This window comes from Streptomyces sp. cg40, from assembly GCF_050320165.1.
Classification (GTDB): Bacteria; Actinomycetota; Actinomycetes; order Streptomycetales; family Streptomycetaceae; genus Streptomyces; species Streptomyces hokutonensis.
The window spans coordinates 9,722,013-9,742,677 of sequence record NZ_CP190128.1 but is presented as its reverse complement, the minus strand read 5'-3'; the positions used below and the strand labels follow the sequence as shown (position 1 = coordinate 9,742,677).

Genomic DNA, 20,665 nt, shown 5'->3' with positions numbered 1-20,665 from the left:
TTACGCGCCCCGACGGGCACCCGTGCGGCCGTCTACCGGTCGAGCGCGATCTCGGCCCACACCTGTTTGCCGCCGCTCACCGGCACCGTGCCCCAGGCCGCCGACATGGCCTCGACGAGGAGGATCCCGCGGCCCCCGGTGGCCTCCCAGCCGATGCTTGTCGGCTTGACCGGGGTGCGCGGCGAGGAGTCGGCGACGGCGACGCGGAACCGGTGGTTGACGAGGGTGAGGTCGAGGCGGACCGGGCCGTCGGTGTGCACCAGGGCGTTGGTGACCAGCTCGGAGACGACCAGGAGGATGGTGTCGACCTCCTGGGTGACGCCCCAGACGCGCAGGGTGCGCCTGGTGAAGCGGCGGGCGTGCCGGGCCGCCTCGGGGACGCGCCACACCGTCCAGTTCTCGCGCCGGGGGCGGGTGGCGAGGCCGTCGTAGCGCATGAGGAGGAGCGCCACGTCGTCGTCGCGGCGGGCGTTGCCGAGCAGGGCGTCGGCGACGAGGCCGAGGTGGGCGGGGTCGGAGACGGCGAGACCGTGGGCGAGGCGGTCGAGGCCCTCGTCGATGTCGGCCTCCTTGGACTCCACGAGGCCGTCGGTGGTCAGCGCGATGACCGTGCCGGGCTGGAGCCGCAGCACGCTCATCGGGAAGTCGGCCTGGGTGACCACGCCGAGCGGTGGGCCGCCGTCCAGGTCGGGGATCTCGGTGCTGCCGTCCGGGTGGCGCAGGACGGGCGGCAGATGACCGGCCCGCACGTACCAGGCGGACCCCTCCTCCATGTCGACGTCGACATAGCAACAGGTGGCGAAGAGGTCGGTCTCCAGGTCGATAAGGAGCCGGTTGGCGTGGGAGACGACCACGTCGGGCGGGTGTCCCTCGACGGCGTAGGCGCGCAGCGCGGTGCGCATCTGGCCCATGAGGGTGGCGGCGCCCGCGTTGTGGCCCTGGACGTCGCCGATGACGAGGGCCACATGGTTGTCGGGCAGCGGGATCACGTCGTACCAGTCACCGCCGACCTCAAGGCCCGCGGTGGTCGGCAGATAGCGGGCGACTGCGACCCCGCCGGGCAGTTTCGGCAGCCGGCGCGGCAGCAGCTGGCGCTGGAGCATGCCGACGAGTTCGTGTTCGGCGTCGAAGGCGTGGGCGCGCATCAGGGCCTGGCCGGCGAGTCCCGCGGAGGCGGTGAGCAGGGCGCGTTCGTCGGGGCCGAAGACGTGCGGGTCGTCCCAGCCGATCAGACAGGCCCCGGACACCCGGCCGCCGGCGGACAGCGGCAGCACGGCGAGGCCGCCCGGTCCGACCTCGGCGAGGGCGGGTTCGAGGTCGGTGCCGGCGGGCCAGATCGCGGCGCGGCCCTCGCGCAGGGCGGCGGCGAGGGTGGGCATCGTACGGACGGGCGCGTCGGGCCATTCGCTGCGCCACTCCTGGCGCCACAGCTCGGGCCAGGACTCCGGTTCGGGCGGGTCGAGGACGGTGACGACGAGCCGGTCGCCCTCCAGTTCGGCGAGCGCGATCCGGTCGGCGCGCAGCGGCTTGCGCAGCGCGGCGACCACGGCCTGGCTGACGTCGCGGACCGTGCCGGCCATGGCGAGCGCGGCGGCGAGGCGCTGGACGCGGGCCACGTCGTTGACGCCGGAACGCAGCTGGGAGGCGTCGCCGACGGTGCCGACGAGCCGGGCCGGGCGGCCGTCGCCGCCGGGCAGGAGCCGGCCGCGCAGCCGCAGCCACTTGGGAGGTCCCGAGGGCTGAAGGACGCGGAACTCCAGCTCGCGGTCGCCGATGGCCATGTGGTCGGCCTCGACGACGGACATCAGCGAGGGCAGGTCCTCCGGCACGGTCAGTCCGAGGAGGGTCTCGACCTTGCCGTCGAAGTCGTCCGGGCCCAGGCCGAACAGCGTCAGGATGTCGCCGCCGACCTCGACCCGTCCGGTGTCCATGGCCAGGTCGAAGGAGCCCGCGGGCAGTTCCCCGCCCGTCACGGCCTCGTCCGGGACCGGGATCGCGGCGGCCTCGGCGATCAGCGTGAGGCAGGCGCGGTCGTCGGTGTCGAAACCGGCCGGGTGCTCGCTCACGGCGAGCAGACAGCCGCCGCCCCGGTCGCCGCGCACAGGCAGGACCGCCAGATGGAACTCCCCGGTCGGCAGCCGCCGCGAGTCGCCGCCGGCGGCCAGTTCCTCGGGGCCGAGCCACACCGAGTGCCCGGACCGCCGCACCTCGGCGACCGGCGCTCCCCCGGACGCCGGATAGCCGTCCCGCAGTCCGTACAGGGTCCGTGGCACACCGACCGACTCGACCAGGCACAGGAGGTCGGCCTCACCGGACGTGTACACCCCGGCGAAGGTGGCGCCGGCGAAGACGAGGGCCTGTTCGAGGACCCGGCGCAGCCGTTCGCGGGAGTCGGGATCGGTGGTGAGCGTTTTGAGGGCAAGTTCGGCCCGCAGCGTTCTCGTTCTGCGTCCCTCAGCGCCCTCACTGACCACGTCCGCAATTACAGCGCTTATGCGGCGACTGCGCAGCCCCTGTGACCGTTCCGTGGAGATGAGGGGCCGGATGGCCCTCAGTGCCCTGCCGCACCGTACTCGCCGTGCGCGTCGGGCCGTCAGGGTGGAGCCTGAGCCTGAGCCCCGAAACGGCACGGCCGGGCGAGGAGGTGGTCGGCGTGTCCGACGGGCAGTTGTCCCGGCAGGTGTCCGGACAGGCTCCGGACGGCCGGCCGACGCTGTCGCTCGCGCTGGCCGCGATGATGGACGCCGTCCACGCGCACTCGGGCGCGGTCTATCTGCTGACGCCCGAGGAACCGGTGCTGGAGATGGCGGTGATGGCGGGCCTGCCCCGGGCGTTCGCCGCGCCCTGGGAGCGGGTCGGGCTGAGCGCGCCGATCCCGGTCGCCGAGGCGGTGCGCGAGCGGCGGCTGATCTGGGTCGGCGGCGAGGAGGACATGGCCCGCCGCTATCCGCGGATCGCGGTCGTGCTGCCGTATCCCTTCGCGCTGGCGGCGGTGCCGGTGGCCACCGGGTCCACGGTCTACGGCTCGGTCTTCGTGACCTGGCCCGGTTCGCATCCGCCGGTGCTGTCCGACCGGGACCGCGAGCAGCTGACCAGCGCCTGCGCCCGGCTCGCGGTGCGGCTGGAGCGGGCCGTGGAGGAGCGCAGGCCGGCGCGTGCGGAGCCCGATCTGCTGGCTACGGGGCCCGCGACGAGTGTGGCCGGGACGCTGGGCACGGTCGAGGCGGCGCGGATGGTGGCCCGGCTGCCGTACGGGTTGTGCTCGCTGGATCTGCACGGGCGCGTGGGCTTCGCGAACGCGGCGGCCGGGGAACTGCTCGGGATGTCGGTGAGCAGTCTGCTGGGCACCCAGTTGTGGGCGGCCGTGCCCTGGCTCAACGACCCGGTGTACGAGGACCGTTACCGGGCCGCGCTGCTCAGTCAGCAGGTCACGTCGTTCGTGGCGCTGCGTCCGCCGGGCGAGTGGCTGTCGTTCCGGATGTATCCGAACACGACCGGGCTGAGTGTGCGGATCAGCCGGGCGCGGGCGGTGACGGAGCTGGGCCGGGCGGGGCCGCGGCCGGGCGAGGGGCCGTCGCGCCTGGTGACCATCTCCCAGGTGCTGAGCCTGGCGGGGGCGCTGACCGAGGCGGTCGGGGTGGAGGACGTGGTGCCGCTGATCGCGGACGAGGTCGCGCCGGCCGTGGGCAGCAAGGCGCTGGTGGTGCTCGGTTCGCGGGGCGGGCGGCTGCATGTGCTGGGGCACCGCGGCTATCCCGATCCGCGGGTGGTGGAGCGTTTCGACGGGATGGCACTGACCGAGTCGACGCCGGGGACGGCCGCGCTGAGCAGCGGTGTGCCCGCGTTCTTCGACTCCCGGCAGGACCTGGAGCGGCTGTATCCGAGCCGGAACGCCACCCCCGACGGGTTCGCGGCCTGGGCGTATCTGCCGCTGGTGGCGTCCGGGCGGCCGGTCGGGACCTGTGTGCTAGCCTATCCCGAGCCGCATGTGTTCCTCGCGGACGAGCGCGCGGTCCTGACGAGTCTGGGCGGACTGATCGCGCAGGCGCTGGAGCGTGCGCTGCTCTACGACGCGAAGCACCAGCTGGCGCACGGGCTTCAGGCCGCGCTGCTGCCGCACTCGCTGCCGCCGCTGCCGGGCGTCGAGGCCGCCGCCCGCTATCTGCCGGCCACCCAGGGCATGGAGATCGGCGGCGACTTCTACGACCTGGTCACCACCTCGGGTCCGGCGGCGGTGATCGGCGACGTCCAGGGGCACAACGTGACCGCGGCCGGGCTGATGGGCCAGATCCGGACGGCCGTCCGCGCGTACACGACGGTCGGCCAGGCCCCGGAGGAGGTCATGCGCAGCACCAACCGGCTGCTGATCGACCTGGGCGTGGAACTGTTCGCGAGCTGTCTGTATCTACGGCTGGATCCCGCGCGTGGTACGGCCGTGATGGCGCGGGCCGGGCATCCGCCGCCGTTGCTGCGCCGTCCGGACGGGCGGGTGCGGGTGCTGGACCTGGCCGGTGGTCCGCTGCTGGGCATCGACGCCGAAGCGACCTATCCGACGACGGAGGTGAATCTCGCGCCCGGTTCGGTCCTCGCGCTCTACACCGACGGGCTCATCGAGTCCCCCGGCGTCGACATCGAGGACGCCCTGGCCGAACTGGGCCAACGCCTCGCAGCGGCAGGGGACTTGCCGCTGGAGGAGATCGCCGACGAACTCGTACGGCACAGTGCCGCGGCGAGGGAGCGGATCGACGACGTGGCGCTGCTACTGCTGCGGGCCCGGGGGCCGGGCCCCGACTGACCCGACGTGAACGCGGGGCGGTCCGGCCCTCCCGCCGGAGGGCCGGACCGATCCACCGCCGACCTGAAACGCTGGAAGGGGTCGGATCAGTGGTTCGAGGTGAGCGAGGAACCGTCGTCGGCTCCGGTGCCCGTCCCGTCTCCGGTGGCGTCACCGGTGCCGTCGGTCGCGTTCGGGTCGACCGCGCCGGACTGGTCGCCCGTACCGTCCGTGGCGCTCGGGTCCACGGCTCCGGACTGGTCGCCGGTGCCGTCGGTGGCCGACGGGTCGGCCGCGGTCGCCGACGGGTCCGCCGTGGCGGTGTCGCCCGCACCCGCGCCCGCACCGGCACCCGCGTCGCCGAGGGTGGCCCCGGTCGCCGTGAGCGCGGCGGTGACCGGCTGGAAGAAGGTCTCGCCGCCGCTGGTGCAGTCGCCGCTGCCACCGGAGGTCAGGCCGACCGCGCCGCCGTCCTGGGTGAAGAGGGAGCCGCCGCTGTCACCCGCCTCGGCGCAGACGTCCGTCTGGATGAGACCGTTGACGGTGTCGACACCGTTGGGGTCGGTCTCGCTCTGGAAGTTGACGGTCGCGTCGAGACCCGTGACCGTGCCGTCGTGCAGACCGGTGGTCGAGCCCATCCGGAAGACCTGGGTGCCGACCGTGGCGTCCTCGGCCTGGGTGATCTGGACGGTCTGGCCGTTGCCCACGTTGACGTCGCTCGTGGTCTGGGTGGCCGGGTCGTCGTACTTCACCAGGGAGAAGTCGTTGCCGGGGAAGACGGCCTGGTCGACCGTGGCGATCGGCTGGCCGTCCTGCGTGTCCGACCACTGCTTCGCCGCGACGCCGCAGTGCCCGGCGGTCAGGAAGGCGGGGGTGCCGTCGCTCGCGGTGACGTTGAAGCCGAGGGAGCAGCGGACGCCGCCCTGGTCGGTCTGGGCGAAGATGGCGTCGCCGCCCGACACCAGCGTCTTGAAGGAGCCGGCGGTCTTCTTGACCGTGGCCATGTCCGTGCCGAGGCTCTTGACGGTCGACAGGACGGTGTCCCACTTGGTGCCCGTGACGGTGCTGTCGGCGAGGACCTGGATCTTGTTGGTCTTCGGGTCGACGGACCAGGCGGTACCGGGGATGGTGGCCTTGGTCTTCAACACCTTGGCGGCGGCGGCGAGTTCGGCGGTGCTGTTCTGCACCTCGCGCACCTTGGCGCCGGCCTTCTCCGCCTGTACGACGACGTTGTTGTTGTCGCCGGAGATCACGTTGACGACGAGCTGCTGGGTGGCGCTGTCGTAGTAGGACCCGGCGAAGGCGTCACCGAGCAGTCCGGCGATCTGCGAGGAGAGGTCCGAGGCGCCCGTCGCCTTGAGGGTCTTGGGGGTGGCGGCGCCTGCCGAGTTGTCCTGGGACGCGTTGGCGTTCGGCAGCAGGATCGCCGCCGCTCCGAGTGCAGCGACACCGCCGACAGCTATCGCGGCCTTGCGCTTCGGAATTCGCTTGTGACTCAAACTTCTCGACCTCCTGGGGACCGGGGTCTGTGCCGCCGGGGTGGCGGCTTATGGGGGCGCCTGGATGCCCGTTGATACGCACGTGTCACGTGAGGTGTTCAATTCCGTTTCTCAACTTCCTTTGCGAAAACGCGAATCGGCCATGTCCAAGCGCTGACCTGGGACGGGTACGAGGTGGCTGCGGGCCTGTGCGCACAGTGCGGCGGGCCCTCCGCGTCCGGTGTCCGCCGAACGGCCGGATGTCTTGATCGAATCGGTGGCCGCCCGAACCGCAGCGCGCACGCGCTCAGTCGACCGACTCCCAGGCCGGAACGGAACGCGATCGATCAGTAACGGTCCGTCGAGAACCATCGGCGGAATCCCGGCTTCAGGGAATCTGCACAGCGCGTACCCATCGAAGTCACTGGACTCGACGGATCTGCACATGCACACGCCCCCGGAAACGCCTTTGGTGGGGAGTGCCCGATTCCGCTTCGGCGCCGCAAGCCCTCCCGCGGAGCGATGCGGTGCAGCGTGTGAAGAACTCGCCGACACCTCGTGCCCACGCCTGCACGGTTCGCGCCTCCTGGGGCTCAAGTGCCCTGGTGGGACGGGAGTTTGATTGGCTGCGCCCGTCAGCGGCGTGCTTTGATCCATCGCACCGCAGGAGCCGCGAGGGCTCCGGAAACGGCGCCCGGCGCCTGCGGTCGCGGCCGTCGTCTGTCCCCCAGAGGGGGCCGCTCCCCCCTTGTGAATATCCATATGAAGGGAAGTTCCATCATGAACTCCACCCCCCAGGTTGAGACCGTCGAGATCTCCGACGCCGAGCTCGACAACGTCTCCGGCGGTCTGTCCGTGAACGCCCTCGGCACCGTCACCGGCCTGGTGGACGGCGTCGCCCCGGTTTCCGGCCTGGTCGACACGGTCGTCGGCACCGTCGAGGGTGTCACCGGCCTGAACGTGGCCCCGGTCACGAACCTGGTCGCCGGTCTCTGATCGCACCTTGTTCCACCGAGTCCCGGAGCCGCTTCCCGGCTCCGGGACTCTTGGGGTGCCGTACTCCGGTGCTGTGCTCCGATGCCGTGCTCCGATGCTGTAAAAGATCTCTCCCACAGGTGAGGGAAGTTCCGTGCAGTTCCGCCAACAGGCCCTCGCCAAGCTCCAGTCGCCCGAGGAGCTCGATCTTCCGGTGCGGTTCGCGCGTCCGCAGGGCTGGCTCGTGCTCTGTGTGACGGTGGTCGTCGTGGCCGCCGCCTCCGTGTGGGCGGTGACCGGTTCCGTGGCGTCCACGGTCGGGGCGTCCGCCATCCTCACGCACGGCGAGGGCAGTTACATCCTGCAGAGCCCGGTCGCGGGACAGGTCACGGCCGTCGTCGCCCAGGAGGGCGAGCGGCTGCCGGCCGACTCCCCTGTCCTCAAGGTCCGTACGGCCGACGGCGACTCCGTCGTGCGCACGGTCGCCGCGGGCCGGATCACCGCGCTCGCCGCCACGATCGGCCAGATCATCCAGACCGGCGCGAACGTCGCCGCCGTGGAGAAGGTCGCGCGCGCCACCGACCCGCTCTACGCGACGGTGTACGTCCCCGCCGAGAACGCGGCCTCCGTCCCCGCGAACGCCGCCGTCGACCTGACCGTCTCGTCCGTGCCGACACAGACCTACGGCGTGCTGCGCGGCCATGTGAAGGCGGTGGACCGGTCCGCCCAGTCGGCGCAGCAGATCGCCGCGTTCCTCGGGGACAGCCAGCTGGGCGAGCAGTTCACCAAGAAGGGCAGGCCGGTGGCCGTGCTGGTGAGGCTCGACAGGTCGGCGCGCACGAAGAGCGGTTACAAGTGGTCGTCCGCCGACGGGCCGCCGTTCGCGCTCACCTCCATGACCATGGCCTCGGCCTCGATCCGGCTGGCCGACCAGCGTCCCCTCGATTGGCTGCTGCCTTGAGCCCCGCGCAGGACACCCGTTCCCGGCGCCGTTCCGCGCCGCCGAAGCGCCCGGTGCCCAAGGGCCGCGCGAAGACGGTCCGTTCACCCACCGTCCTCCAGATGGAGGCCGTCGAGTGCGGCGCCGCCTCCCTCGCGATGGTCCTCGGCTTCTACGGCCGCCACATCCCGCTGGAGGAACTGCGCATCGCCTGCGGTGTCTCCCGCGACGGCTCGCGCGCCAGCAACCTGCTGAAGGCGGCCCGCAGTTACGGCCTCACGGCCAAGGGCATGCAGATGGACACCGCCGCCCTCGCCGAAGTCAGGTCCCCCGCCGTCCTGTTCTGGGAGTTCAACCACTACGTCGTCTACGACGGCATGGGCCGCCGCTTCGGCCGCCGCGGGGTGTACATCAACGACCCCGGCAAGGGCCGCCGGTTCGTGCCCATGGAGGACTTCGACTCCAGCTTCACCGGGGTCGTCCTGGTCATGGAGCCGGGCGACGGCTTCGAGAAGGGGGGTCGCAAGCCGGGTGTGCTCGGTGCGATGCCGGCCCGGCTGCGCGGCACCGCGGGCACGATGCCGGCCGCCGTCCTCTCCAGCCTGCTGCTGGTCCTGGTCGGCGCGGCGATGCCCGCGCTCAGCCGGACCTACATCGACATGTTTCTGATAGGTGGTCAAACCTCCCTGCTGGGCGTGCTGTTCGCGTCCATGGGGACCTGCGTGCTGCTCACCCTGGTGCTGACCTGGCTGCAACAGGCGAACCTGCTGCACGGCCGCATCATCTCCTCCACGCTCTCCAGCGCCCGCTTCCTGCGCCATCTGCTGCGGCTGCCGGTGACGTTCTTCTCCCAGCGCAGCCCGGCCGACCTGGTCCAGCGCCTCCAGTCGAACGACTCCGTCGCGGAGACCCTGGCCCGCGACCTCTCGGCGGCGGGCGTGGACGCGGTGGTCGTGGTCCTCTACGCGGTGCTCCTCTACACCTACGACCCCCAACTCACCTATGTGGGCATCGGTGTGGCGCTGCTGAACGTGGTGGCGATGCGGGTCGTCATCCGGCTGCGCGCGACCCGCACGGCGAAACTGCGTGCCGACAGCGCCCGGTTGACCAACACCGCCTACACCGGGCTCCAGTTGATCGAGACGATGAAGGCGACCGGCGGTGAGGACGGCTACTTCCGCAAGTGGGCCGGGCAGCACGCCACCACCCTGGAGGAGCAGCAGCGGCTCGGGGTGCCGAGCGCCTGGCTGGGCGTGGTCGCACCGACGCTCGCCTCCCTCAACAGCGCGCTGATCCTGTGGATCGGCGGCATGCGGGCCGTGGAGGGGGGCATCTCGGTCGGTCTGCTGGTCGCCTTCCAGGCCCTGGTCACCCGCTTCACCGCGCCGATCACCCGGCTCAACGGCGTCGCGGGCCGCATCCAGGACTTCGCGGCGGACGTGGCCCGGCTCAAGGACGTCGAGAACTTCCAGGCCGATCCCCTCTACTCCCGCGCGGGCGGCGCCGATTCGACCCGCCGCCTTCAGGGACACGTCGAGCTGGAGAACATCACCTTCGGCTACAGCCCCCTCGACAAGCCCCTCCTCACCGGCTTCTCGCTCACGGTCGGACCGGGCCAGCAGGTGGCGCTGGTGGGCGGCTCCGGCAGCGGCAAGTCCACGGTGTCCAGGCTCATTTCGGGTCTCTACACGCCCTGGGAGGGCGTGATCCGCATCGACGACCACCGCCTTGAGGACATCCCGCGCGGCGCGCTCGCCGCCTCCGTGTCCTTCGTCGACCAGGACGTGTTCCTCTTCGAGGGCTCGGTCCGCGACAACGTGGCGCTGTGGGACCCGTCGATCCCGGACGAGGCCGTGACGGACGCGCTGCGGGACGCCGCCCTGTACGACGTCGTCATGCGCAGACCGGGCGGCATCCACAGCCGGGTCGAGCAGGACGGGCGCAACTTCTCCGGCGGTCAGCGCCAACGCCTGGAGATCGCAAGGGCGTTGGTGCGCAGGCCCAGCATCCTCGTGCTCGACGAGGTGACGAGCGCCCTGGACGCGGAGACCGAGCTGATCGTGATGGACAACCTCCGCAAGCGCGGCTGCGCCTGCGTGGTGATCGCGCACCGGCTCAGCACGGTGCGCGACAGCGACGAGATCGTCGTCCTCGAACACGGCACGATCGTGGAACGCGGGCGCCACGACGCCCTGGTGGCGGCCGGCGGCGCGTACGCCACGCTGGTCAAGGAGCACTGAGATGACGTCCCTCCACGAAGGCGACCTGGTCCTGGGCGCGCTGGGATCCCTGGGCACGCCGATCGACTGCGCCGGGTTCAACCGCCTGGACCTCGAAGGCCCGCAGGTGCTCTGGCTGGTCGCGTCGGGCGCCATCGACCTCTTCGCGGTGGACGCCGTACAGCAGGGCCACTGGCACCACCTCGGCCGGCTGGAGGCGGGCTCACTGCTGCTCGGCCCGGTCGCCGGCCCCCAACACACCCTGGTGGCACGCCCGTTGCGGGACTGCGTGGTGCACCGCATCAACCTGCGGGAGCTGTACCAGCCCGCGAACACCCAGACGTGGTCGTACGACGAGTACGGCAACCCCCAGTACGTGCCGCCGACTTCGAGCCCCCTCGAATACGCCCTCGCCCTGGGCGTGGGCCGCGGTCTCTCCATCCTCTTCCAGGCGCCGATGGCCGGCGAACGGGCCGCCGCGCTCACCGACGACGACGTCTTCTGGATGCAGGTGCCCCCGGGCAGCGTGCAGTACGGGTCGATGTACGGCGCCGAGGCGGCGGCCGATCTGCTGATGGACCCCGGTGTCTGGCAGGGCATGGTCGACCAGCAGTACCGGCTCCTGTCCACGCTGGACAAGTGGATCGAGCAGCTGGAGCGGACGCACGAGACACGAACCGCCGCCGGTATCAAGGCCGGTGAGGCGGTCCGCGCGCAGGCCGACCGGACGCTGCTCGCGTCGATCGGCAGGTCCTCGGCGCGGCGCACGACGGCCGCGGATGCCGACGCGTCGTACGCGGCCTGCAAGTTGGTCGCGGAGGCGGCCGGCATCACGCTGGCCGAACCCGCGCAGAGCGGGAGCGAGAGCGACCGCCTCGACCCGGTCGAGCGGATCGCCCTCGCCTCCCGGGTCCGGGTGCGGGCCGTACGGCTCGACGGGCGCTGGTGGCGGGACAACGTCGGCCCGCTGGTGGGCCATCGGGCGCTGTCCGGGGCGCCGGTCGCGCTGCTGTGGCGGCGCGGCGGCTATGTCGCCGTCCATCCGGCGACCGGCCGCGAGACGCCGATCGAGAAGGCGAACGCGGAGGAGTTCGAGCCGCGCGCGGTGATGTTCTACCGCCCGCTGCCCGAGCGCCGGCTCAGTCCTCTGAGGCTGCTGCGCTTCAGCATGCAGGGCACCGGGAGCGACCTCTCCAACCTGCTGGTCAGCGGACTGGTGACGGTCGCGATCGGGGCGCTGGTGCCGATCGCCACGGGCAAGGTGCTCGGCGAGTTCGTGCCGAGGGCCCAGACGAATCTGATCGTCCAGGTCTGTCTGGCCGTCATGGTGACGAGCGTGGTGGCGGCGGCCTTCATGCTGCTGGAGAACCTCACCATCCTCCGGCTCGAGGGCCGGATCGAGGCCACGCTCCAACCGGCCGTCTGGGACCGCCTGTTGAGGCTGCCGACGAAGTTCTTCACCGAGCGCTCGACGGGTGAGCTGGCGAGCGCGGCGATGGGCATCAGCTCGATCCGCCGCCTGCTGGCGGGAATTGGCCCTGTCGTCGCCCAGTCGGTGACGGTCGGCGCGATGAACCTGGGGCTGCTGTTCTGGTACAGCGCGTCGATGGCACTCGCGGCGATCGGCATGCTCGTGGTGATCGCGGCCGTGTTCCTGGGGCTCGGCCTGTGGCAGGTGCGCTGGCAGCGCAAGCTGGTCGTGCTCGGCAACAGGCTGAACAACCAGGCGTTCCAAACCCTGCGCGGACTGCCGAAGTTGCGGATCGCGGCGGCCGAGAACTACGCCTACGCGGCCTGGGCCTCCGAGTTCGCGCGCAGCCGTGAACTCCAGCAGAAGGTCGGCCGGATCAAGAACCTCACCACGGTGATGGGCGCGGTGTATCTGCCCGTCTGCACCCTGCTGATGTTCATGCTGCTCGCGGGCCCGGCACGCGGCTCGATGTCGGCCGCCGCCTTCCTCACCTTCAACACCTCGGTGACGATGGTCCTGACCTCCGTCACCAGTCTGACCGGCGCCTTCGTCTCGGTGGTCTCCGCACTGCCGCTGTTCGAGGAGATCAGGCCGGTCCTGGACGCGGCCCCGGAGGTCCGCACCGCGAGCACCCGCCCCGGACAGCTGTCCGGCGCGATCGAGGCCCGCCGCCTGTCCTTCCGGTACGCCGACGACGGCCCCCTCGTCCTCGACGACGTGTCCTTCGAGGTGCGCGCGGGCGAGTTCGTGGCGATCGTCGGCCCCAGCGGCTGCGGCAAGTCCACCCTGCTGCGCCTCCTCATCGGCTTCGACAGACCGGTCTCCGGCAGCGTCCTCTACGACGGCCAGGACCTGGGAGCCCTCGACCAGTCGGCCGTACGACGGCAGTGCGGGGTGGTGCTCCAGCACGCGCAGCCGTTCACCGGTTCCATCCTGGACGTCATCTGCGGCACCGAGCCGTTCACCCCGGAGGAGGCGATGGCGGCGGCCGAGATGGCGGGGCTCGCCGAGGACATCAGGCGGATGCCGATGGGCCTGCACACCATCGTCGCGGGCAGCGGCGCGGTCTCCGGCGGCCAGCGTCAACGCCTCATGATCGCGCAGGCGTTGATCCGCCGGCCGCGCATCCTCTTCTTCGACGAGGCGACCAGCGCCCTGGACAACGAGACCCAGCGCACGGTGATCGAGAGCACCAAGGCCCTCAACGCGACCCGGATCGTCATCGCGCACCGCCTGTCGACCGTCCTGGACGCCGACCGGGTGGTCGTCATGGAGGACGGCAAGGTCGCCCAACAGGGGCCGCCCGCCCAGCTGTTGGCGGACACGGGCGGGCGGTTGCACGAGCTGGTGCGGCGGCAGATGGCGTGACGGGCCGGCCCGAACCGGGATACGTCAGTCCAGGCCGGGCACGGGCGCGCCGGAGGGAATCCCGGCCGCCAAGTAGCCGTCGTAGAACTCCTTCCAGGGCGCCCCGGCACCCGCATGAGGTCCCTCGGTGCGCTCGCCGCGCGCCCTCGCGTCCAGGGCGCCGAGGCACACCTCCCACCCGGCCCCGTTACGGGACGCGGTGTCCTCGGCGCTCAGGACGTTGGTGAGGGTGAAGCGGGTGCGCTTCTCCTCGACCTCCTCCAGGTCGAAGCGCAGCTCGTCGCCGCCCCATTCGAACGAGAGGTGCCGGGGCGGGTCGACGGCGATGACCTTGCCGGTCGACTCCGGCATGTTCGGGTCGCCGCTGAAGGTGACCGTGCCGCCGGGGCGCAGCTCGAACTCGGCGCGCGAGGGGAACCACTGGGCGAGTTCGTCGGGGTCGGTCACGAACTGCCAGACGCGGTCGAGGGGTTGGTCGTAGACGCGGCTGAAACGGACGGCGGGGCGGCCGTCTTCGAGCGTCAGATACGTGCCGGTGAGGTCGACGGACATGGTGGATCAGCCCTTCGGGGTGGGTTCCTCGGTGTCGGTGTCGGTGTCGGTGTCGGTGTCGTACGACGTCTCGTCGAGGCGTTGGCCCAGCCTGTCCAGGCTGCGGTTCCACAGCTCGCGGTAGGGGGCGAGCCAGGCGTCGAGGGCGGCGATCGGGGCGGGGTCGAGGGCGTAGACGCGGCGCTGCGCGTCCTGCCGTACCCGGACCAGGCCCGCGTCCCGCAGCACCCGCAGGTGCTTCGACGTGCTGGGCTGGCTCAGACCGCAGGCCTCCCCCAGCTCGCCGACGGGCCGGGGCCGCTCCAGGAGGAGGGCGACGATGGCCCGCCGGTGGGGATCGGCGAGGGCGGTCCAGAGCGAGGCGTCGGACATGAGCCCAATATGCCTCCGTGGTTATATGCCGGTCAAGGCATGTACACCCGACGCCCCGCCCAGGAAGCCACGTGCCCGCTCAGGAGACCGGGCGGCCGTACCCGGGGATGTCCGCGTGATCCACCCCGTGCGCCGCCCAGCTGTACAGATGCAGATCGAGGCCGTCCGGGTCGTTGAAGACCAGCAGCCAGCCGATCGAGGCCTCGATCACCGGGGAGTGGGGGACGCCGAGGGTGTCGAGGTGGGCGGCCCAGGCCTCGATGCCGGCGCGGTCCGGGACCGCGAAGCTGACCGGGTCGAAGCCCTGACAGCCCTGCGCGGCCCGGGAGTTGACCCGCAGACAGAGCATCGAGTCGCCGAGCCCCGGCACCTCCCCCGCGACTCCGCGCACGACTCCGTCCTCCGCGTCCGGGAACTCGTGCGTGACCTTGAAGCCGAGGACGCGGCCGTACCAGTCGCGCGAGCGGTCGAGATCGGTGACGGGCAGCTTCACGTGGTGGATTCCGGCGAGCTCCGGCATGGCACCCACACTCCTCATCGCCCTGATCGATTTCACCGCAGCGCCACTGCGACGATTTACTTCTAGACTCCTCCCCATGTCCGACCCCGTCAACCAGAAGAGCAACCGGAACAGCGACCGGAAGCGGCCCTACCGCTCCGCCAGACGCGCCGAGACCGCCGCGGCGACCCGTGTCCGCATCCGGGAGGCGGCCGCCCTGCTGTTCACGGAGAAGGGGTTCACGGGCACGCGCATGAAGGAGGTGGCGGCGCTGGCCGGTGTCGGCGAGCGCACGCTGTACGACGCGTTTCCCAGCAAGGCGGCCCTGTTCGGGCACACCCTGGGTGTCGCGATCGCGGGCGACGAGGCGCCGGTCGCGGTGCCGGACCGCCCCGAGACCCTGGAGATCCGGGACGAGCCCGACCCCGGGCGCGCGATCGGCCGCAGCGTCGACCAGCTCACCGAACTGCTGGAGCGCGCCGGCGACTTGATCATGGTGACCGTCGAGGCGGCGGGCGCGGACCCGGACATGCGGGCGTCGGCGGACGCCGGCGCCGAGGCGACGTACGGCGTGCATCTGGCCCTGACCACGGCACTTGAGGAGCGCGGGGCACTGCGCGCGGGCCTCGACGCGCGCACCGCCGCCGACACGCTCTACGCGCTCGCGTCACCGCACATGCATCAACTCCTGCGCAGACACCGGGGCTGGACGCGGGAGGCCTACCGGGCGTGGCTGCGGCGGGTGTTGGTCACGGAGCTGCTCGGCCCTCACTGATCCGCCCCGTTCCAGAGTGCGGGGACGTCACCGTCGCGGCTGTGCATCTGGGTCGCCAACACCCGCACGGCGGCGGCGAATTGAGCCGGATCACGCAGGAACTCCATGTGGATGCCGGGGAATTCGGCCCACGGCGCCCCGATCCGGCGGGCGATCTCGATCGACGGGCGAGCGTAGTACGTGCCCCGATCCTCCGCTCCCGCGCCCAACACGACGGGAAACGGGGCCGACTTGAGCGCGGTCTCGTCGGGCCGGAAGCCTGCGAAGCCCGACCACTCCGCGCCGAAGAGGTGGTCCTGGTTTCCCAGGAACCGCTTCCAGAGCTCGCCCGGCCAGCGGTACGTGCCCTCGCCGCGGGTGGTCTCGGCGAACCGGCGCCCCGCCGCCGGCGCACCGCCCTGCGCGTACAGCGCGGCGAGTTCGGCGAAGAAGCCGCGCCCGGGGTCGCCGTCGGGCAGGACGTTCACGGCGGGCGGTTCATGGGCGATCAGGCCCGTCATGACCTCCGGGTGCAGCGCGGCCAGCGTGAGTCCGATGATCGCGCCCCCGCTGTTGCCGAAGACCAGCGCCCGTCCGCCGGCCAGGCCGTCGATGAGCGCACGGGCGTCGGCGGCCTGGACGGCGAGGTCCATCGGCGTCGCGGTCCGGCCGGTGCTGCGCGAGTTGCCGCGCCGGTCGTAGGAGATCACCATGAAAGCGTCGGAAAGGATCTCCGCGACGCCGTCGTAGTAGCCGGCGTCCCCTCCGGCCCCGCTGATCATCAACAGCGCCGGGCCGCCGCCGCGCACCTCGTAGTACAGCCCGGCCCCTTCGGCCTCGAACCTGCCCTCGCGCATGCCTGGATCCCCGTCCTCAGCGAAACGTTGCCGTTTCGCTGAAAGTGCTCTAGTGTCGATGTGTACGAAACCGTTTCGTTTACGTTTTGGTAAACCCCGAACGACTTCCCTGGAGTGGTTCCCGATGTCCCAGAAGACACTGACCGAAGGCATCCATTCGGGTGTCACGGAGGCGCAGCCCGCCGCGTCCTCCTCGAAGCGGTGGTGGATCCTCGCGATCGTCGCCGTGGCTCAGCTGATGGTCGTCCTCGACGCCACCATCGTGAACATCGCCCTGCCGTCCGCCCAGAAGGACCTCGGCTTCTCCGACGGCAACCGGCAGTGGATCGTCACCGCGTACGCCCTGGCGTTCGCCTCCCTGCTGCTGCTCGGCGGTCGGATCGCCGACCTCTTCGGCCGCAAGACCGCCTTCCTCGTCGGTGTCGTCGGATTCGCCGGCGCCTCCGCCCTCGGCGGTGCCGCCAACAGCTTCGGCATGCTGGTCACCGCACGCGCCCTCCAGGGTGTCGCGGGCGCGCTGCTCGCGCCGGCCGCCCTCTCCCTGCTCAACACGACGTTCACGGACGCCCGCGAGCGCGCCCGGGCCTTCAGCGTGTACGGCGCCATCGCGGGCGCCGGCGGCGCGGTGGGCCTGCTGCTCGGCGGTGTACTGACCGACGCCTTCGACTGGCGCTGGACGCTCTACGTCAACGTGGCCATCGCCTTCGTCGCCTTCGCCGGCGGCTGGGTCCTGCTCTCCAACCACCGCGACGCGGCCGGCTCCAAGCTGGACGTGCCGGGCACGGTACTGGTCGCCGGAGGTCTGTTCTCCCTCGTCTACGGCTTCTCCAACGCCGAGACGCACGACTGGAGTTCACCGCAGACCTGGGGCTTCCTGATCGTGGGCGTCGTCCTGCTGGCGGCCTTCGTCTGGTGGCAGAACCGCGCCGAGCACCCGCTGCTGCCGCTGCGCATCCTGCTCGACCGCAACCGGGGCGCTTCGTTCCTCGCCGTGCTGATCACCGGTGCGGGCATGTTCGGTGTGTTCCTGTTCCTCACCTACTACCTCCAGCTGAACCTGGGCTTCAGCCCGACCAAGACCGGTGTCGCGTTCCTGCCGATGATCGGTGCGCTGATGGTGATGGCGCAGGTGGGCACCACGGTCCTGGTGCCGCGCCTCGGCCCGAAGGTCGTCATTCCGCTGGGCTTCGCCGTCGCCATGGTCGGCATGGCCTGGCTGACCGGCATCGGGGTCGGCTCGTCCTACGCGAGCCACGTCCTGCCGCAGCTGATCGTGATCGGCGCGGGCCTCGGCATGGTGATGCCGCCGGCGATGCAGCTCGCCACGGGTGGTGTGGCCGCGGAGGACGCGGGTGTCGCCTCGGCGACGGTCAACGCCATGCAACAGGTGGGCGGTTCGATCGGTACGGCGCTGCTGAACACGCTGGCCGCGAGCGCCGCGACGGACTACCTGGCCGGGAAGGACGCGACCAGCAAGCTGGTCCAGGCGCAGGCCACGATCGAGAGCTACACCACCGCGTTCTGGTGGTCGGCAGGCTTCTTCGCCGCGGGCACGCTGATCGCGCTCACGCTCTACCGCCGCGGGGTTCCGGAGCAGGACGCGGACGCCGCACCGGTCGTCCACATGTGATCCGTTCCGCCGCGAGGTGAGCCGCAAGGACCGAGGGGTCGCCGTCCGCAGGGAGACGGCGGCCCCTCTTCTCTTCGGCTCCGCTTCGGCGCGATGGTGGCGGTATGCGCACATCGGTGGCCGCATACGGCAGTTCGCTCTTCCTGGCGCTCGCCCCGGGCACCGTGGCCGTCCTGCTGCCGTGGTGGCTGACCGGATGGCGGGCCGGCGACTGGTGGCAGCCGCTGCGGCTGCTGGGCCTCGTACCGCTCGCGGCCGGTACGGCCGTACTGCTGATGGCCTTCGCACGGTTCGTGACCGAGGGGGTCGGCACTCCGGCACCGGTCGCACCGACGGAGCGGCTGGTCGTGGGCGGGCTGTACCGCTACGTCCGCAACCCGATGTACGTGGCGGTGGACGCGACGATCGCCGGCCAGGCCCTGCTGCTCGCACGGCCCGTCCTGTTCGTCTACGGCGGCTGTGCGGGGCTGTTGATGTGGGCGTTCGCGCGCTGGTACGAGGAGCCCGACCTGGGGCGCAGATTCGGTGCCGACTACGACCGCTACCGCGAGGCGGTGCCGGGGTGGTGGCCTCGTCTTCGACCCTGGAGCCAGGACTCGACCGCCTATTGACAGAAAGTCAACCTTTTTGACCGAAGTTCACCATGTCGAGTGAACCAGATCTTGCGGGCGGCGTGTCATGGATGCTCAGGGCTTCTCCGGGGTAACTACCGAAACCGAATGCGCCCCGTGCCGAGGTGGAGCGGCCATGACAGCGGAAGCGGACGAACGCGACAGTCCCCCGGCCAACTCCTGCGCCCTGACACGGCCGTACGGCCGCTTCACGGTGGTCGAGGTCTCGGGGGAGATCGACATGGCGACCGCCGGTCTGGTCGTCGAGCACCTGGACGCCGCGACGGCGGTCGCGGAACCGGACGTGCTGGTGGATCTGCGGCCCGTCGAGTTCCTGGACTGCTCGGGGCTGCGCGTCCTGTGCCGGGCCGAAGCGCGGGCGAGGGAGCGCGGCGGGCGGCTGCGGATCGTCTCCGACGGGCCGCGCATCGACCGGCTGCTGCGCGCCTCGGGTCTGCTCGGCCGCTTTCCGCCGCTGCGCGTGCTGCCCTCCCAGGAGGAGAGGCCGCAATGAAAGCAGGGGCCGGCTCGGGCGACCCCACACCGCCCGGCCGACCCCTGGTGCGGGATCGCCGTACTCCGCGACAGGGGTGCGCACTCCCCAGCTACGGACCCTTCCTGATGCTCACGGAGACCGTGCGACCCCGGTCTCTCAGAACGTGAAGACACCTCCGTACCCGTAGGAGTCCTTCACGCACTCGTTGGAGAAGGCGCGCTCGTAGGAGACGCGCTTGCCCTGCCAGACACCCTCGACGGTGACGACGACGGGCCGGTAGAGCTTGTTGCAGAGCACATCGCTCCGGGCCGCCAGGGCGTCGAAGTCGCCCCCGATCCCGCGCAGTTCGGCGCAGGCCGTGGCAGCGGAGGGGTGGGTGCCGGAGGAGGTGGGCGCGCAGGTGAGGGTCACCGCGCGTTCCGGTGTCGCGAGGGCGGCGTCGTCCCCGTGGCCCATGGTCAGCACCAGGGCCGACGGGGCGTAGAGCGCGGACGGGCCGGTGCCGTGGGCCGCGAGGGCGGTCCCGGTGAGGGGCCCGCAGACGGCGGTGGCCGTCAGGCCCAGAGTGGCTGCCCAGCGCGCGGTGTTCCGCATTGTGTGCATCCTTCCGCTCGATACGAACCGATCACGAACGGATCGGTTCGAAGAGATGCCGGTCCCGCTCGGTCGGTGCCGAACCGGCGGGCGCCACTCTGCCGAGTCCGCCGCCGGAACACACATCAGACCCACAGGTTTAAGTAACCTTGCGTGTTGAATCAGTGGCGTGAAGTCACAGAATTCGAACGCGCGAACCCCGGAACCACGGGCCTCGCGAGCGCCGAATCGGGCCGGTTGGCCGGTTTACCCGTCCTCGCCAATCGTCCTGAAACAGTCCCGAAACATTCCGCTTCAGCTCTCGGCGCACTCCACCGCAGCCCCTTGCGTTCGCGGTGCAGGCGAGTAATCGTCATTACATGATTACGACAGAGCAGCAGGAGAAGCTTCGCGGCTGGTTCACCGGCCGCCTGCCCGACGACCTCTTCGAGGAGCTGGTCGAGGTCACGGTCGACCGCGAGGAGGTCACCGTCATCGGCCGCATCCCCGCGCCCAAGCTGGCCGAGGACGTCTCGGACGCCGAGAAGGAGGCGGCGGTCCAGGGCCGCGTCCAGGAGTTCCGGGAGCGCACCCGGGAGACCCGGATCGCGGTCGCCCGCGAGGCCGAGCACCGGTTCCGCAGGAAGGTCTCGTGGGGTGCGGAGTGCGCCGGGGAGCGCTCCCTGTTCACCCACATCTCCGCGCCCGTCATGACCCGGCTGCGCCAGCCCGAGCGCCAGGTCCTCGACACCCTCATCGCGGCCGGCGTGGCCCGCAGCCGCAGTGACGCCCTCGCCTGGTGCGTGCGCCTCGTCCAGCGCCACACCGACGACTGGCTCACCGAACTGCGCGACTCCCTCGAACACGTCCAGCGGGTCCGCGCCCAGGGCCCCGACACCGAACCGGAGGACACCCCGGCCGACAGCGAGTGACGACGGAGCCTCTGGGTGGACGATTCCTCCACCCACGGCACGAAAGATGGATGAACCGTCCTCTGGTGCGGGTATCGCGGCGGACCGTAGCGTCGGCGGACACCCCGAGGACGGCATCCGCTCACCCCGCCCACCCCGCGCGCGTGACCAGCCGTCCCACCGCC

At 71.3% G+C, this 20,665-nt stretch carries 17 protein-coding genes; 10 read left to right on the top strand and 7 right to left on the bottom strand.

Annotation, left to right across the window (positions count from 1 at the left end):
* Positions 1 to 32 precede the first annotated feature (32 nt).
* Complete coding sequence (locus tag ACQHII_RS43985) at positions 33 to 2,474, bottom strand: SpoIIE family protein phosphatase (protein ID WP_427924526.1); 2,442 nt, start codon at positions 2,472 to 2,474, stop codon at positions 33 to 35.
* 170 nt (positions 2,475 to 2,644) lie between these two features.
* Here ACQHII_RS43985 and ACQHII_RS43980 point away from each other — a divergent pair, with 170 nt between their 5' ends.
* Complete coding sequence (locus tag ACQHII_RS43980; protein ID WP_427925538.1) at positions 2,645 to 4,795, top strand: SpoIIE family protein phosphatase; 2,151 nt, start codon at positions 2,645 to 2,647, stop codon at positions 4,793 to 4,795.
* A gap of 86 nt (positions 4,796 to 4,881) precedes the next feature.
* Here the strand turns inward: ACQHII_RS43980 and ACQHII_RS43975 are convergent, their stop codons facing one another.
* Entirely contained in the window at positions 4,882 to 6,273 is a 1,392-nt protein-coding gene (locus ACQHII_RS43975; protein WP_427924525.1) for a S1 family peptidase, read from the bottom strand.
* A gap of 759 nt (positions 6,274 to 7,032) precedes the next feature.
* Here ACQHII_RS43975 and ACQHII_RS43970 point away from each other — a divergent pair.
* The 4 genes from ACQHII_RS43970 (at position 7,033) to ACQHII_RS43955 (ending at position 13,225) form a co-directional block, all read left to right on the top strand.
* Complete coding sequence (locus ACQHII_RS43970) at positions 7,033 to 7,248, top strand: type A2 lantipeptide (RefSeq protein WP_328826744.1); 216 nt, start codon at positions 7,033 to 7,035, stop codon at positions 7,246 to 7,248.
* 133 nt (positions 7,249 to 7,381) lie between these two features.
* A complete protein-coding gene (locus ACQHII_RS43965) occupies positions 7,382 to 8,188 on the top strand; it encodes an HlyD family efflux transporter periplasmic adaptor subunit (RefSeq protein ID WP_427924524.1) in 807 nt (268 codons plus the stop codon).
* Positions 8,185 to 10,407 (top strand): NHLP family bacteriocin export ABC transporter peptidase/permease/ATPase subunit, encoded by a 2,223-nt coding sequence (locus ACQHII_RS43960; RefSeq protein WP_427924523.1) that lies wholly within the window; start codon positions 8,185 to 8,187, stop codon positions 10,405 to 10,407. The genes ACQHII_RS43965 and ACQHII_RS43960 overlap by 4 nt, the downstream gene beginning before the upstream one ends.
* Before the next feature lies 1 nt (position 10,408).
* Positions 10,409 to 13,225 carry an NHLP bacteriocin export ABC transporter permease/ATPase subunit gene (locus ACQHII_RS43955; RefSeq protein WP_427924522.1) on the top strand — a complete coding sequence of 939 codons (2,817 nt, stop codon included), beginning with the start codon at positions 10,409 to 10,411 and terminating at the stop codon, positions 13,223 to 13,225.
* A 24-nt stretch (positions 13,226 to 13,249) separates the two neighbouring features.
* Here ACQHII_RS43955 and ACQHII_RS43950 read toward each other — a convergent pair whose 3' ends face one another.
* From ACQHII_RS43950 to ACQHII_RS43940, 3 genes are all read right to left on the bottom strand, one after another.
* Positions 13,250 to 13,777, bottom strand: a complete 528-nt coding sequence (locus ACQHII_RS43950) for an SRPBCC family protein (protein ID WP_427924521.1) — start codon at positions 13,775 to 13,777, stop codon at positions 13,250 to 13,252.
* A gap of 6 nt (positions 13,778 to 13,783) precedes the next feature.
* Positions 13,784 to 14,149 carry an ArsR/SmtB family transcription factor gene (locus ACQHII_RS43945; protein ID WP_427924520.1) on the bottom strand — a complete coding sequence of 122 codons (366 nt, stop codon included), beginning with the start codon at positions 14,147 to 14,149 and terminating at the stop codon, positions 13,784 to 13,786.
* A gap of 79 nt (positions 14,150 to 14,228) precedes the next feature.
* The gene (locus ACQHII_RS43940; protein WP_427924519.1) at positions 14,229 to 14,669 is read right to left on the bottom strand and encodes a VOC family protein; all 441 of its coding nucleotides are present in this window, start codon (positions 14,667 to 14,669) and stop codon (positions 14,229 to 14,231) included.
* Between the two features lie 76 nt (positions 14,670 to 14,745).
* On the opposite strand from ACQHII_RS43940, the gene ACQHII_RS43935 reads away from it, so the two are divergent.
* Positions 14,746 to 15,423, top strand: a complete 678-nt coding sequence (locus tag ACQHII_RS43935) for a TetR/AcrR family transcriptional regulator (protein WP_427924518.1) — start codon at positions 14,746 to 14,748, stop codon at positions 15,421 to 15,423.
* Here ACQHII_RS43935 and ACQHII_RS43930 read toward each other — a convergent pair.
* Positions 15,417 to 16,259 (bottom strand): alpha/beta fold hydrolase, encoded by an 843-nt coding sequence (locus tag ACQHII_RS43930; RefSeq protein ID WP_427924517.1) that lies wholly within the window; start codon positions 16,257 to 16,259, stop codon positions 15,417 to 15,419. The genes ACQHII_RS43935 and ACQHII_RS43930 overlap by 7 nt on opposite strands.
* A gap of 124 nt (positions 16,260 to 16,383) precedes the next feature.
* On the opposite strand from ACQHII_RS43930, the gene ACQHII_RS43925 reads away from it, so the two are divergent.
* From ACQHII_RS43925 to ACQHII_RS43915, 3 genes are all read left to right on the top strand, one after another.
* Positions 16,384 to 17,889: an MFS transporter gene (locus tag ACQHII_RS43925; RefSeq protein ID WP_427924516.1), complete on the top strand. Its 1,506-nt coding sequence runs from the start codon at positions 16,384 to 16,386 to the stop codon at positions 17,887 to 17,889.
* Positions 17,890 to 17,993: 104 nt separating this feature from the next.
* The gene (locus ACQHII_RS43920; RefSeq protein WP_427924515.1) at positions 17,994 to 18,500 is read left to right on the top strand and encodes a methyltransferase family protein; all 507 of its coding nucleotides are present in this window, start codon (positions 17,994 to 17,996) and stop codon (positions 18,498 to 18,500) included.
* Between the two features lie 136 nt (positions 18,501 to 18,636).
* Entirely contained in the window at positions 18,637 to 19,014 is a 378-nt protein-coding gene (locus ACQHII_RS43915) for an STAS domain-containing protein (protein ID WP_427924514.1), read from the top strand.
* A gap of 138 nt (positions 19,015 to 19,152) precedes the next feature.
* Here ACQHII_RS43915 and ACQHII_RS43910 read toward each other — a convergent pair whose 3' ends face one another.
* The gene (locus ACQHII_RS43910; RefSeq protein WP_427924513.1) at positions 19,153 to 19,590 is read right to left on the bottom strand and encodes a protease inhibitor; all 438 of its coding nucleotides are present in this window, start codon (positions 19,588 to 19,590) and stop codon (positions 19,153 to 19,155) included.
* Positions 19,591 to 19,949: 359 nt separating this feature from the next.
* Here ACQHII_RS43910 and ACQHII_RS43905 point away from each other — a divergent pair, with 359 nt between their 5' ends.
* Positions 19,950 to 20,501 (top strand): hypothetical protein, encoded by a 552-nt coding sequence (locus tag ACQHII_RS43905; RefSeq protein ID WP_427924512.1) that lies wholly within the window; start codon positions 19,950 to 19,952, stop codon positions 20,499 to 20,501.
* Positions 20,502 to 20,665 lie beyond the last annotated feature (164 nt).

What these genes read in the sequence shown, in the direction of transcription:
- ACQHII_RS43970 (WP_328826744.1), top strand. Translation starts at nt 7,033, where the DNA reads ATGAACTCCACCCCCCAGGTTGAGACCGTCGAGATCTCCGACGCCGAG.
- ACQHII_RS43940 (WP_427924519.1), bottom strand. Translation starts at nt 14,669, where the DNA reads ATGCCGGAGCTCGCCGGAATCCACCACGTGAAGCTGCCCGTCACCGAT.
- ACQHII_RS43920 (WP_427924515.1), top strand. Translation starts at nt 17,994, where the DNA reads ATGCGCACATCGGTGGCCGCATACGGCAGTTCGCTCTTCCTGGCGCTC.
- ACQHII_RS43930 (WP_427924517.1), bottom strand. Translation starts at nt 16,259, where the DNA reads ATGCGCGAGGGCAGGTTCGAGGCCGAAGGGGCCGGGCTGTACTACGAG.
- ACQHII_RS43910 (WP_427924513.1), bottom strand. Translation starts at nt 19,590, where the DNA reads ATGCGGAACACCGCGCGCTGGGCAGCCACTCTGGGCCTGACGGCCACC.
- ACQHII_RS43950 (WP_427924521.1), bottom strand. Translation starts at nt 13,777, where the DNA reads ATGTCCGTCGACCTCACCGGCACGTATCTGACGCTCGAAGACGGCCGC.
- ACQHII_RS43905 (WP_427924512.1), top strand. Translation starts at nt 19,950, where the DNA reads ATGATTACGACAGAGCAGCAGGAGAAGCTTCGCGGCTGGTTCACCGGC.
- ACQHII_RS43925 (WP_427924516.1), top strand. Translation starts at nt 16,384, where the DNA reads ATGTCCCAGAAGACACTGACCGAAGGCATCCATTCGGGTGTCACGGAG.
- ACQHII_RS43915 (WP_427924514.1), top strand. Translation starts at nt 18,637, where the DNA reads ATGACAGCGGAAGCGGACGAACGCGACAGTCCCCCGGCCAACTCCTGC.
- ACQHII_RS43945 (WP_427924520.1), bottom strand. Translation starts at nt 14,149, where the DNA reads ATGTCCGACGCCTCGCTCTGGACCGCCCTCGCCGATCCCCACCGGCGG.
- ACQHII_RS43935 (WP_427924518.1), top strand. Translation starts at nt 14,746, where the DNA reads ATGTCCGACCCCGTCAACCAGAAGAGCAACCGGAACAGCGACCGGAAG.
- ACQHII_RS43955 (WP_427924522.1), top strand. Translation starts at nt 10,409, where the DNA reads ATGACGTCCCTCCACGAAGGCGACCTGGTCCTGGGCGCGCTGGGATCC.